15 protein-coding genes and 3 riboswitches are annotated in these 12454 nt (G+C 36.8%); of the genes, 10 read left to right on the top strand and 5 right to left on the bottom strand.

Annotation, left to right across the window (positions count from 1 at the left end):
• Positions 1-23: 23 nt before the first annotated feature.
• A riboswitch (guanidine-I (ykkC/yxkD leader) is annotated at positions 24-128 on the bottom strand.
• Positions 129-252: 124 nt separating this feature from the next.
• Positions 253-1602 carry an APC family permease gene (locus ACFX40_RS04160; RefSeq protein WP_098525465.1) on the bottom strand — a complete coding sequence of 450 codons (1350 nt, stop codon included), beginning with the start codon at positions 1600-1602 and terminating at the stop codon, positions 253-255.
• Positions 1603-1671: 69 nt separating this feature from the next.
• A riboswitch (guanidine-I (ykkC/yxkD leader) is annotated at positions 1672-1773 on the bottom strand.
• Positions 1774-1985: 212 nt separating this feature from the next.
• Positions 1986-2087: riboswitch (purine riboswitch) on the top strand.
• A 507-nt stretch (positions 2088-2594) separates the two neighbouring features.
• On the opposite strand from ACFX40_RS04160, the gene ACFX40_RS04155 reads away from it, so the two are divergent.
• The gene (locus ACFX40_RS04155) at positions 2595-3923 is read left to right on the top strand and encodes an amidohydrolase family protein (RefSeq protein ID WP_377254264.1); all 1329 of its coding nucleotides are present in this window, start codon (positions 2595-2597) and stop codon (positions 3921-3923) included.
• A 47-nt stretch (positions 3924-3970) separates the two neighbouring features.
• On the opposite strand, the gene ACFX40_RS04150 is transcribed toward ACFX40_RS04155, so the two are convergent.
• The gene (locus ACFX40_RS04150) at positions 3971-4168 is read right to left on the bottom strand and encodes a cold-shock protein (RefSeq protein WP_013055689.1); all 198 of its coding nucleotides are present in this window, start codon (positions 4166-4168) and stop codon (positions 3971-3973) included.
• Between the two features lie 422 nt (positions 4169-4590).
• Between ACFX40_RS04150 and ACFX40_RS04145 the strand changes: the two genes are divergently transcribed.
• From ACFX40_RS04145 to ACFX40_RS04105, 9 genes are all read left to right on the top strand, one after another.
• Positions 4591-5223 (top strand): NAD(P)-dependent oxidoreductase, encoded by a 633-nt coding sequence (locus ACFX40_RS04145; RefSeq protein ID WP_028407683.1) that lies wholly within the window; start codon positions 4591-4593, stop codon positions 5221-5223.
• Between the two features lie 171 nt (positions 5224-5394).
• Positions 5395-6381, top strand: coding sequence for a Gfo/Idh/MocA family protein (locus ACFX40_RS04140; protein ID WP_028407684.1), 987 nt, complete (start codon positions 5395-5397; stop codon positions 6379-6381).
• Between the two features lie 143 nt (positions 6382-6524).
• Positions 6525-6683 carry a hypothetical protein gene (locus ACFX40_RS04135; RefSeq protein WP_377254460.1) on the top strand — a complete coding sequence of 53 codons (159 nt, stop codon included), beginning with the start codon at positions 6525-6527 and terminating at the stop codon, positions 6681-6683.
• 399 nt (positions 6684-7082) lie between these two features.
• A complete protein-coding gene (locus tag ACFX40_RS04130; protein WP_014461319.1) occupies positions 7083-7625 on the top strand; it encodes a peroxiredoxin in 543 nt (180 codons plus the stop codon).
• A 117-nt stretch (positions 7626-7742) separates the two neighbouring features.
• The gene (locus ACFX40_RS04125; RefSeq protein WP_013055693.1) at positions 7743-8186 is read left to right on the top strand and encodes a TlpA family protein disulfide reductase; all 444 of its coding nucleotides are present in this window, start codon (positions 7743-7745) and stop codon (positions 8184-8186) included.
• A 442-nt stretch (positions 8187-8628) separates the two neighbouring features.
• Positions 8629-9240 carry a sigma-70 family RNA polymerase sigma factor gene (locus tag ACFX40_RS04120; protein WP_098332408.1) on the top strand — a complete coding sequence of 204 codons (612 nt, stop codon included), beginning with the start codon at positions 8629-8631 and terminating at the stop codon, positions 9238-9240.
• Positions 9233-9379 (top strand): YvrJ family protein, encoded by a 147-nt coding sequence (locus ACFX40_RS04115; protein WP_013055696.1) that lies wholly within the window; start codon positions 9233-9235, stop codon positions 9377-9379. Before ACFX40_RS04120 ends, ACFX40_RS04115 begins: the two co-directional genes overlap by 8 nt.
• A 4-nt stretch (positions 9380-9383) precedes the next feature.
• A complete protein-coding gene (locus ACFX40_RS04110; RefSeq protein WP_025749662.1) occupies positions 9384-9611 on the top strand; it encodes a helix-turn-helix domain-containing protein in 228 nt (75 codons plus the stop codon).
• A 374-nt stretch (positions 9612-9985) separates the two neighbouring features.
• On the top strand, positions 9986-11518 hold the full coding sequence (locus ACFX40_RS04105) for a diguanylate cyclase domain-containing protein (RefSeq protein ID WP_244299993.1): 1533 nt from the start codon (positions 9986-9988) through the stop codon (positions 11516-11518).
• Positions 11519-11546: 28 nt separating this feature from the next.
• Here the strand turns inward: ACFX40_RS04105 and ACFX40_RS04100 are convergent, their stop codons facing one another.
• The 3 genes from ACFX40_RS04100 to sugE form a co-directional block, all read right to left on the bottom strand.
• The gene (locus ACFX40_RS04100) at positions 11547-11720 is read right to left on the bottom strand and encodes a twin-arginine translocase TatA/TatE family subunit (protein ID WP_013055701.1); all 174 of its coding nucleotides are present in this window, start codon (positions 11718-11720) and stop codon (positions 11547-11549) included.
• Between the two features lie 73 nt (positions 11721-11793).
• On the bottom strand, positions 11794-12108 hold the full coding sequence (locus ACFX40_RS04095; RefSeq protein WP_028407687.1) for a DMT family transporter: 315 nt from the start codon (positions 12106-12108) through the stop codon (positions 11794-11796).
• A gap of 1 nt (position 12109) precedes the next feature.
• Positions 12110-12451 (bottom strand): quaternary ammonium compound efflux SMR transporter SugE, encoded by a 342-nt coding sequence (gene sugE / locus ACFX40_RS04090; RefSeq protein WP_014461313.1) that lies wholly within the window; start codon positions 12449-12451, stop codon positions 12110-12112.
• Between the last annotated feature and the right edge of the window lie 3 nt (positions 12452-12454).

The following is a 12454-nucleotide window of genomic DNA, read 5'->3' as shown; positions in this document are numbered from 1 at the left end:
AAAGATAAAAGCCTGGGAGAGTAGTCTCCCAGGCTTTTATCCTTCCGTGTTATACAGCGTAGCGCTATATCGCTCTCTCTCGGACCAGTCTTTAACATATGTTAAACGGAACCCTAGACAGCTTTTTTGTTCTTAACGGCTGTAAGAACCTTTATCCATTTGTGGCTTTCGATTAACCGTAGTATAGTACGAGTGAAAATGAGTTGACAAGCAGTTTGTTAGAATACCTGACATAAGAACTGATTTTTCAGTTTATTTTTCAGGGACCGTCACTTTTGAATGATCTCTCTTTACAAAAGGAGCGGACAGTCGAGATTTTACAAATAAATAGAGAAATCCAACAGTAAGCCAGGCGACACCAATCAAAAGAGTGTCTTTGTTTAACAGTGTGAGCAGCCATCCGATAAATGCTGCTCCGATCAAAGGGAAGATTAAATAGAGTATTGTTTCAGTAAACGACCGTTTCTTTAACTTAATATAAAAATGGGCAATGACTGATACATTAACAAATGTAAAGGCGGTTAAGGCACCGAAACTGACAAAAGTGACGGCTGTGTTTAAATCAATGAACATTCCCAAAAACGAAAAAGCGGTAACAAGCAAGATATTCACCACGGGCGTTTTAAACGTTGGATGAATATATGAAAATACCTTTTGAGGCAGTACGGATTCACGGCCTAAAGCATATAAAAAGCGAGTAACGCTTGTGACTGAAGAAACTCCTTGAGTAAAGGTTGCAATAATTAATACCGTAATAAATAGACTGCTTAAAAGATTTCCGCCCACTAATTTTACAAGGGTGTAGGCTGCATTATCAGGGTTAGTAAACGTGAATCCCGGATAGGCAATCTGTGTAAAATACGAGATAGCGATGTACATAACAGCTGCGATACAAACAATAAGAAAAATGGCTGTTGGAATTGTCTTTTCCGGTTGAATCGTTTCTTCCGCCATTGTTGTAACTGCATCAAATCCTAAAAAGCAAAAGCAAATGAGCGCAGCTCCAGAAAAAATAGTCGTAAATGGTATATCTGAAGCCAAAAAAGGATGAAGTGAAAAAAGAGTAGAAGAACTAGCTTGACCTGTTGCAATATCTTTGATGATAAATAAACAAAACAAACTTATAAAGAGAATCTGAACTACAACGGAGATGCCGCTTATACGAGCTACAGATTTAATACCAACAATATTGACTAAAGCTAAGATAATGTTCATGACAATGACCCATACGTATACAGGAATAGAAGGAAATTCCGTATGCATAAAAATACCAAATGTTAAAATAGCGATAATAGGGGAGAAAATATAGTCTAAAAGAAGTGCCCAGCCTACTAAAAAGCCAAGGCGAGGATGTATAGCTTTTTTCGTATACGTATAAGCAGATCCCGCTATCGGATATGCTTTTACCATTCGGCTATAGCTATATGCGGTAAAAAAGATAGCTAAAAAAGCGATTAAATAAGCAAGGACCATTTGCCCTCCAGCCGCATCGTAGGCTACTCCGTAAACCGTAAAGAAAATCATCGGAGTCATCCAGGCAAGACCCAAAAACACAATTTGATATACCTTTAGCGATTTACTTAACGCTGGTTGGTTGTTCATATAAATCCCTTCTTTCCTCTATTTTTATTTTATAGTAGTAAAAAAGAAAAGCCTGGGAGAATGATGTCATTCTCCCAGGCTTTTATCCCTCCGTGTATACGGACCGTTCCGTACGCTCTCTCTCGGACCAGTCTTTAACATGTGTTAAACGGAACCCTAGATCGCTTTTTTGTCTTCAACAGAGTGAAGACCTTTATAGGTAATGTAAGTAGTTCGAAGTATAAGCAGGATTATAAGAAGATGCAACTACTGTGTTAGATAGTTTAACAAACTTTTTTAAAAAGTAAACTTTTGTAAAAGGCGAACTATATATAATTTTATTGAAAAGATTATTCGTTTATAGTTGACTTACAGAAAGACCTGTAGTATATTTGTAGACAAGAAAAAGCTAAATACGGTTCACTCATATATGTTTGAGAATATGGCTCAGACGTTTCTACCTTATCACCGTAAATGATAGGACTATGAGTAAAAAGTGAATCTAGGTTCCCATTTTTACGTTAGTAGAAAGTTTGGCCCAAGCGATTCACATATTCATTTTTGAAAAGAAGTGGATATGACACCGAAGGGATAAAAGCCCAGGCGGGTAGGTTTTTGCTCATTGTATTTGAGAGACCTGCCTTTGTTTGGGCTTTTTCTTATGTGTCTATTTACAGTATGAGCGAGTGATGGAAATTTCTTGTTTGTATCTGCATTGCTTTCTGGGGAGAACAGCGATGCAAAGCATGAAATCACTCACTGAAGCTTTATCTGTAAGCCCTCATTTAACCATGGGAAGTACATTCTATCTATTTTCTAGCATTTTTTCTTTGATGAGCAGCGTGGGGACGCTGCTCCTTTTTTTTTGTTCTTGCTTTTTTCTCTGTAAATAAAGGTCTCTAAAGAGAAGGTGATTTGCGAAATTTGGCGAATTAATGCTTTAAACAATAAATGATAGAGAAGATAAAGCGGTCTATGAAAAATGAAGAAGTTGAAAAATTGAGGAGGGAATTATGTTGCTTCACTTAATTAATGTTCGTTTGCCAATTATGCACGACCACGCTCTTTTTGAAGTGAAAATTTCAAATGGAATGTATACTTCTATCGTTTTACAAAACGGTTATCTTGAAGGTGACGAGTTTTTTCCGCTGCACGCGGCCGTGTTAGGAAAAGAAACGTCACTTGATGCACAGGGTCGTGTGCTATTACCAGGATTTGTAGATATGCATATGCATTTAGACAAAGCTCATTCGCTTCCTCAAGTGCCCAATATATCTGGAACTCTTCAAGAAGCCATTAAAAATTACAGCAGCAGCCTGCCGGCATTTCCAGAAGAAGAAATTAAGCAGCGAATGTTAAAAACTGCTTTGCAGGCATTAGCTAACGGTACGACTACGATTCGAACGCATATTGATTTTGACTGCAGTATGGAAGAAGATAGTTTATTTCGAAGTTTACAAGCGGCTGTCGAAGTGAGAGATGAATTAAGCCCGTATATGGACGTGCAGGTTGTTCCGCTATTCTCTAACCTAGACATTGATGATATGCATAAGATGAATAAAATTGAACGAGCATTGGACCTTGAAATTGATGCAATTGGAGGCTGTCCTCATTTAGCTAGAAATCCAGAAAAAGAGATTGATGCTCTATTTTCGCTGGCTCAAGCCTATAATAAACCTCTTGACTTACATGTGGATGAAAGCGATGATCCGTCTGTTGATACAATAATTAACATTGCTCATAGAACAATTGAATTAGATATGGAAGGAAAAGTGGTAGTGGGGCATCTTTGCTCGCTTGCAGGAATGACTGATGCAAAAGTGAAAGAAATCTTAAACCTTTTGAAACAGGCGAAGATTGGAGCTGTCACATTACCTGCTTCTAATTTATATTTACAGGGAAGAGAAGATAAAGGAATTGTAAGACGAGGCGTAACGCGTATTCGCGACATACAAAAAGCAGCGGTTCCAATTGCTACTGCATCTGATAACGTGAACGACCCTTTTCATCCGTTTGGAAAAGCAGACTTGCTGCAAGTAGGGTTACTAACTGCCTACGCTGCACATATGGGAAGTCCGGATGACCAGAGGCAGTTGCTCCGAATGATTACAAGTATACCAGCCCGGCTGATTGGAAAAGAAAAGTATGGAGTGGAAGAAGGAAACGAAGCAAACTTTGTTCTATTGAATGTCCAGTCTGTACAGGAAATATGGACTGAACTTCCCGAAACTCGCTTTGTTTTCAACAAGCATCGCTGGCTTAGCGTAAAAGAGACGCATCAGCGGCTCGCTGATACGAATTTGACTAACCTTTGGCAGGAAAATCAAATTTTAATTGGTTAAATAGACATAAAAAGAAGCTGTCACATTAGTGACAGCTTCTTAATCAATTACTTTTGAACGTTAGCAGCTTGTGGTCCACGAGCTCCATCTTCGATTTCAAATGTAACTTCTTGACCTTCTTCAAGTGATTTGAAACCTTCGCCTTGGATAGCTGAGAAGTGTACGAATACGTCGTCTTGTCCTTCTACTTCGATGAATCCAAAACCTTTTTCTGCATTAAACCATTTTACTTTACCTTGTACCATTGTAGTACCTCCTGTGTGGAAAATCCACGAATATATTACTATCTCTGCTCAATTTCAATAAGAATCACTTTAAAGAAAGTCTTTCTATTTGTTAACACCGAACAAGAAATAATATACCTATTATAACACTTTTTTATAAAAAAGAAACCTTTTTTCATAAAAAAGTACTCTGAGATAAAAATAAGTTGAAAATATGGATATATTTTGAAATGGTAAATGAACTATTATTTTGTGGCTTTTTAGCAATCGCTAAAATCTTTTATCACGTAAAAAAATAAATAGCGAGGTTGACAAATTGAGTGATGTGTAACTATAATGGTTACAATGAGCTGAGAAGAATTAGCAGTGCTATAAAAAGCTCAATTTTTTTGTGTTATATGTAACTGTAATGGTTACAACTAAAATAAAAGGAGAGAATAAAAATGAAAATTGGTGTTATTGGAGCAACAGGTAAAGCAGGTCAATTAATTATGGAAGAAGCAAAACAGAGAGGACATGAAGTAACAGCCGTTGTTCGAAATGCTTCTAAACTAAAAAATCAAACAAACGTAATGGAAAAAGATATTTTTGCCATTACTTCAAAAGACATTGAACAGTTCGATGCTGTGGTAGATGCATTTAATGCACCTCCTGGAAGCGAACAGCTCCACGTTGAGTCTATACAATCACTTATTAAAGTATTTCAAGGTATTCAAACGCGACTCGCAGTAGTGGGCGGAGCGGGAAGTTTATTTGTAGATGCAGAAAAAACAACGCCTTTAATGAGCACAGAAGGTTTTCCAGCAGCTTATTATCCAACGGCTTCAAACATGGGTAAAGGTTTAAAAGAACTTGAAAAATCGACTATAAATTGGACTTATTTAAGCCCAGCAGCCTTTTTTGATGCAGAAGGTGCTCGCACGGGAGCCTATCAATTAGGAAAAGATCATGTGATCACAAATAGTCAAAATGAAAGCTATATTAGCTATGCTGATTATGCGATTGCTTTAATAGATGAATTAGAGAATAAAAACCATGTGAATGAACGTTTTGCTGTAGTGGGTGAGAAAGCATAAGCTTACGTTTGAGTCATATAAAAAACAGCTTACATTTGTTGTGAGCTGTTTTTTATATAAAACAAAATAGATATAAAGCACTTGGAAATGGTATAGATTTTTTATTATTTCTTCGTTTTTCTTTTTAAAGACGATACAATACAATATAGATGATAAAAAGGAGATGAAAAGATGATTCGTTTTGGCGTAATAGGAACAAACTGGATAACAGATCGACTGTTAGAATCAGCTCAGTATGTAGACGACTTTCAGCTTGCAGCTGTTTATTCTCGAACGATTGAAAAAGCAGAAGAATTTGCAGATAAATATGATATTCCTCATATATTTACTGATTTAGAGGAAATGGCAGTGAGTGCTGAAATTGATGCAGTGTATATTGCTACTCCAAATGCTTATCATGCGGAACAAGCTATCTTATTTTTGAAAAATAACAAGCATGTACTGTGTGAAAAGCCGCTCGCAGCCAATGCAGCAGAAGTAACTCGCATGATTCAAACAGCCAAAAATCACAAGGTATTACTAATGGAAGCGATGAAATCAACCCTTCTTCCTAACTTCAAAGTGATTCAAGAGAACTTACATAAAATTGGTCCAATTCGGAAATACGTTGCATCTTACTGTCAGTATTCTTCTCGTTATGATAAATACAAAGAAGGTATCGTGCTTAATGCCTTTAAGCCAGAGCTTGCCAACGGTTCACTGATGGATTTAGGTGTATATTGTCTTTATCCTCTGATTACGTTGTTTGGAGGACCTCATAAAATAAAGGCAACTGCGTTTATGCTAGAATCTGGAGTAGATGGAGAAGGATCAGTTGCTTTAGAGTACGAAGATCGAGACGCGGTCATCATGTATTCCAAAATTACAAATTCGCATTTGCCAAGTGAAATTCAAGGAGAAAAAGGCAGTATGGTTATTGACAAAATACATACCGCTGAAAAAGTAGAAATTCGATACAATGACGGACAGGTAGAAGAGTTAACGGTGGATCAGCCTTATCCTGCTATGTACTATGAAATAAATGAATTCGTAGAGCTGTTAAAGCAAGGAAAGATGGAATCGAACACAAATTCTTATGAGAATTCATATTTAACAATGCACGTGATGGATAAAGTGCGAGAGCAAATCGGTCTTGTATATCCAAATGATAATAAATAAATAACAGAACAGAGGCTGGGCAAAAGTAGTTTAGTTGAAGAAAGATCCGCACGAGTTTGATTCTTGATGGAGAATCAAACTCGTGCGGATTTTTTCATTGATAGGGTGAACGTAGATTTCATGTATGAAGCTGCTTCTAGCTGGTGATTGGAGGGCAAGGTGAAGACTCCTGCAGGAAAAGCGCAAGCGACGAGGATGCTCATCGGCCGGCCGCGGAAAACGAAGTCTTGCACGGAAATCAACAGCGGTGTAACCATTCATCCATACTAGATCATTTTCTAATTTGTTCGTCTCTAAATTAGATTGAGATAGTTATGTCTCATTCTCTTTTATTGTGGTTATAAAGAGCATAATTGAGATTCGAAATCTTGCCGCAGCACATTTTAAAAGCAAATATGTTGAAACAAGGGAAGTTTTTTAGTATCTTCTATCTTTATTCATCCCTGCATATATAGGATTAATCAAAGGAAAGAATAAAAAGAGTAGAAAATATTCGATAATTAATCCTAGATTAAAATGATTATAAAAAAGTATTGACTATAATAATAGCTCGTGTATAATAAAGAATGTAATCAATAGTCATTACTAGTTTATAATGATACTAATAATCGTTATCAAATAGGAGGAGTCATTGATTGCATTAAAAATAATACATACAAGCATAAGCTTGTGAAATACATTGCACAAGGAGAGATTTTGACATGGCAGAACGTATGGTAGGAAAACAAGCACCACGCTTCGAAATGGAAGCTGTACTTGCAAATAAGGAATTTGGAAAAGTAAGTTTAGAAGAAAATATGAAAAACGGTAAATGGACAGTATTGTTCTTCTATCCAATGGACTTTACATTCGTATGTCCAACAGAAATTACAGCTCTATCAGATCACTACGAAGAGTTTGAAGATCTAGATGCTGAAGTTGTAGGTGTTTCTACAGATACAATTCATACTCACTTAGCTTGGATTAACACAGATCGTAAAGATAATGGACTTGGAGATTTGAATTATCCATTAGCTGCAGATCCAACTCACGCAGTAGCACGTGATTACGGCGTGTTAATTGAAGAAGAAGGCGTAGCGCTTCGCGGATTATTTATTATTAATCCAGAAGGTGAATTGCAATACGCAGTTGTAAACCATAACAACATCGGCCGCAGCGTAGAAGAAACATTACGTGTGCTTCAAGCCCTTCAAACTGGCGGACTTTGCCCAGCTAACTGGAAACCAGGTCAAAAAACACTTTAATAAATAGCGGTGGAGTAGAGGAGAAATTCCTCTACTGCTGCCATTAAAATAGAAAAGATAGTTTTCTAACTATAAAAGACAGAATATTCTGTTTATATTGATGAGGAGGATTTTAAAATGAAATTACGTGAACAAATGCCTGAATTAACTGGAGCAACATCTTGGATTAACGACGAAGTAACAAAGGAAGACTTAGTAGGTGATAAAGCAACGCTTATCCACTTTTGGTCAGTAAGCTGCCATTTATGTAAAGAAGCAATGCCTGAAGTTAATGATCTTCGTGATGAGTATGATGATCAATTGAATGTTGTAGCGGTTCATATGCCTCGTTCGGAAGATGACTTAGATATGGGTGTCATTGAGGCAATGGCAATGGGACACGATATTACTCAGCCAATTTACGTAGACAGTGAGCATAAGTTAACAGACGCTTTTGAAAATAAATATGTACCAGCATATTATGTATTTGATAAAGAAGGTCAGCTTCGTCATTTCCAAGCGGGTGGAAATGGAATGCCAATGCTTCGCAAACGTATTAACCGCGTCTTAGGCGAAGAATAATCTCTACATGAAGAAGAAGTAAAAAGGCCCCGGATAAAAATATTTTAACTGAAATTAAAAACGAACCACTGATCAACATGTTTGATTAGCGGTTCGTTTTTTTTGCTATGCTGAACGTAGATTTCATCTGTTTCGTTCCTTCTAGCAGTTGATTGGAGGGCAAGGCGAAGTCTTGCACGGAAATCAACGGCGGTGTCACAAGCGGATCAGCTCATGTCTCCTATTTGTGCGTCTTTAAATTGGATTCATTTCGTTATCTCTCAATCTCTTTTTTTATTTTTTACTAAGTCTTTTCAATCATTAATAAGCCTTTCATCATATTGACATAAAAAACCTAATATAGTTAAATTTAGATAAGAACAAATGTTCGTTTTTGGTGTTGTTATTTTACTCTTTTCTCCCTTTTTAATAAGTATAGGAAAAAAAGGAGGAGATTTGCACAATGACTCAGCTCTATTCGCAGCAAGAAAAGCGGCACGACAAAGAATGTACCTTTCATACATTTCTTACAAACCACAGCGCAACTCTTCAGACTCATATAATGAATACATTTTTGACACCAGAACGCTATGAGCGATTACAAAAAGCGGTTGTTAAACATGATACAAAAGAACAAAGACTTCTAAACAAAGAATTTCATCAGTTTTATAGCGAAGTTAGATTGCTTCATTATGTTAACAAGCTTTGCAGACATTATTCCAGAGATGTTATGCGTGTAAAAGAAAAAGAGCGTTCTTATATTCCTCTTCGCCTGCAGCAGCCGGCTGCGCTAGATGGAAATCGAACAGTGGAAGATATGCTAGGAGTACAGGACAGGGCTGTATGGGAGCATGAATTTTTAGGAAATCAACTCGAAAATCGTATTCTTCATCATGCATTTCGCCAATTAACGGCCAAGCAGCAGTATATGCTGCACTTGATTATTGTCGAACGCTGGACTCATAAAGAAATCGCTGCTTATTTTTCTATTTCTCAGCAAGCGGTTTCTAATCATTATCAACGTGCGCTAAGCAAGTTGAAAAAAATTATGAAGGTGAGTGATAGATATGTTTGATCCTCAGTGGCTTCAACTTGTTGGAAACGTAGGATTTCCCGCTGTCCTTTCTTTTTATTTATTACTGCGTGTAGAAAACAATATAAAGCGACTTGAAGAAAAAGTGGAAGAACTAACAACTGACTTAAGAAAGAAGTGAAGAAATGGAAACTCTATATGAGCTTGTAAATAAAGTGAAAGCTGGAGATGAAGAGGCGTCAAGGCGTCTATTAAAAAAGCTGGAACCAAAACTAAATAAAGCTGTCCAAAGCTTTTCACTGCATGAGAGAGAAGACGTAAAGCAAGATTTAAAGATTAAAATTCTTTCCGCTGTTAAGACGTTTGATTTTTCCAAAACGCCAGGACTTTGGGAATTTTTACGCCAAAAATAAAAAAGAGCGCTCGTTGTATCGACGCTCTTTTTTTATTTTTGTTGCAGTTCGACTACGTACCTTACAGTAAAAAATACAAAAAATAGAAAATGGATAAATATTTTAAAAAAGGTAAAAGGTGATGTGTAAGAATAGAGTTTAGTAGTATACTAACAAGTAGAATTTCTTGTGTAAAAGGAAGATAATCACTCTTTATATAGAAAGGATTGTCGGCGACGAATAGAGGATAGAAGAGTTTTATTTAATGAAGGAAGAAATCGTGCTGTTCGATAAATCAAACAGTACGATTTATAAAAAAGCGGCAGTAAAAAATATGTAAGGTAAGAAGCCTATTGTTTTTTGTTTTAGCTTTTTGGAAAGAGGTGAAGAATAAAGTGAGTCAACTTCTCTTTAATATCACGTTAATTATTTCTTTCATGTTTGCTGCGAGTATAGTTCGAGAGCAAATCATTTATAGAATAGAAGGAATAAAACGGTACAAAATGTATCGTTTAATTTATTACGGATGTTCTTACGGACTATTAGGCAGCATTTTAATGGTATATACAATTAAAATAGATTCTACTATTATTCTTGACCTTCGCTTTTTAGCAGTGACAATTGTTTGTCTTTATGCAGGAATAGTACCGGCTATCATTGCGGCTTGTATTATAGGGGTAATGCGTCTGCTTTTGTTTGGAATTACGGCAAGCGGAATAATAGGCGCTGCTGCAATTATCGTAATGGCTTTACTGTCTGGGTGGGCGGTTCGCTTACCTTATCGTCCATTTATTCGTTTTCAATTAATGAATTCTATCAGCTTGCTTTGCGTATTTTTCTCACTGTCCTTTCTTTTTAAAGATATCAAGCACGCTGCTACAATTATCGTCTATTTACTGCCTGCTTCTTTTATAGGTGGGTGTTTAGTGTATCTGGTAGGCAGATATATATATGTATCTCGAGTAACGACAAGTCAGCATAAAAAACTGTCTAAAATGTTCTCGGTTATGGTTCAAAATGCAAAGACAGGCACCATGATTGAAACGCCAGAGCGCGAAGTAGCCGTTATTAATCAAACTTTTTGTGACATGTTTGATATACCCGGACCTCCTCATCAATACGTTGGATTGAAAAGTAATCAGCTGTTTTTATCTCACGCTCCTATGTTGAAAGATCCTGCTAGGTTTTTAAAAACGGTAGAAAGCACCGTTTATTCAAAAGAGTCAATAGTAGATGAAGAAATTACGTTTATTAACGGTAAAATTTATGCGCGTGACTACATTCCAATCTATGAAGGTCATGTGTATATTGGCCACTATTGGGAATATCGAGATATTACGGAGAAAAAGAAGGCTGAGTGTGATCTTCGCAAAGCCAATAAAAAGCTTGAAATGCTGTCCATGAAAGATGGCTTAACGGGTCTGAACAACCGCCGATCTCTTGATAAACAGCTGGAAATTGAGTGGGAATACGCACAGAAAGAAAAAGAACCGCTTTCTTTTCTCTTATTTGATATTGATTATTTTAAAGCGTATAACGATACCTATGGCCATATTCAAGGAGACGAATGCTTAAAAGAAGTAGCGAATATTGCTAAAAGCGTTGTCTTTGAAGAATCGGCTTTTGTCGCAAGATACGGAGGCGAAGAGTTTGGTATATTGCTTCCTCGAGCTAATCAATATGAAGCGATAAAAATGGCAGAAGCTATTAGACAGCAAGTGGAGCACCGTGGAATTATCCATCAAGCTTCTGACGTGTTTAAGTGTATCACAATCAGTGTTGGAATAATGACAGTCGTTCCATCCGAAAACATACCGCCGATTTCAATTGTCCATGGAGCAGATCAGGCTTTATATGAGGCAAAGCGTACGGGTCGAAATCGAATTTCAGTATATTCTCACCACAAAGAAGCTGACTCAAACGTTTGAGTCAGCTTTTAAAAGAGATATAAGCCTCTTATTTAGGAGGGGCTTTTTCTTTTTCGTCTTCTTCCATAATTCCTTTTGTAGCGTTTTTAAACTCTTTTAACGTTTTTCCGGCAGCTTTCCCTAATTCCGGAAGTTTCTTCGGGCCAAAAAGCAATAGAGCGACAAATACAATTAAGGCAATTTCTCCAAACCCAAGGTTCATTGTCATCGTCTCCTATTTTTTGAAAGTGTTTACAAGTTTAGTATAGCATGAAAAGAAAGGAAGTAGTACACCATTATCCAGTGATTTTAAGGCCGATTACACCTGCTACAATACAAAAAATAAATAAAATTCGACGCATATCTTTTGCTTCATGAAAGAAAAGCATGCCAAGAAGTACGCTTCCGGCAGCTCCTACCCCCGTCCATATGCCGTAAGCTGTTCCAATAGGTATCTCCTTTAATGCTAAGGAGAGAAGATAAAAGCTTCCTGCACCAAAAAGGATAAATCCAATGGAAGGAACCAGCCGCTTAAACCCATCAGAAAGTTTTAAAAAAATCACAAATCCCACTTCGCAAAAACCAGCAGCTATTAATGCAATCCAAGCCATGTTAAGATTCCTCTCTTTCTGTTTCTTCAGTAGAAATTAACTTTAAACCAACGATTCCAAAGATCATTAATCCTAAAAATAAAATCTTTCCAATATTTGCTCCTTCGTCTAAAACGGTCATTCCAAGTATCGCTGTGCCAGCAGCTCCTATACCAGTAAATACTGCATAAGCTGTTCCGACAGCAATTTTTTTTAAGGCATTTGAAAAGAAATAAAAGCTGATGACAATTGTGACGATCGTAATGATTGTTGGAGTTAATTCGGTAAATCCATGTGAATATTTTAAGCCGATTGCCCATACAATTTCGAGCAAACCAGCGATAATAAGGTAAATCCAAGCCATTTT

The sequence above is a fragment of the Priestia sp. YIM B13552 genome (assembly GCF_042787775.1).
Lineage (GTDB): Bacteria > Bacillota > Bacilli > Bacillales > Bacillaceae_H > Priestia > Priestia megaterium_E.
Note: the sequence above shows the minus strand (reverse complement) of the source record. Positions and strands in the feature narration are given on the sequence as shown.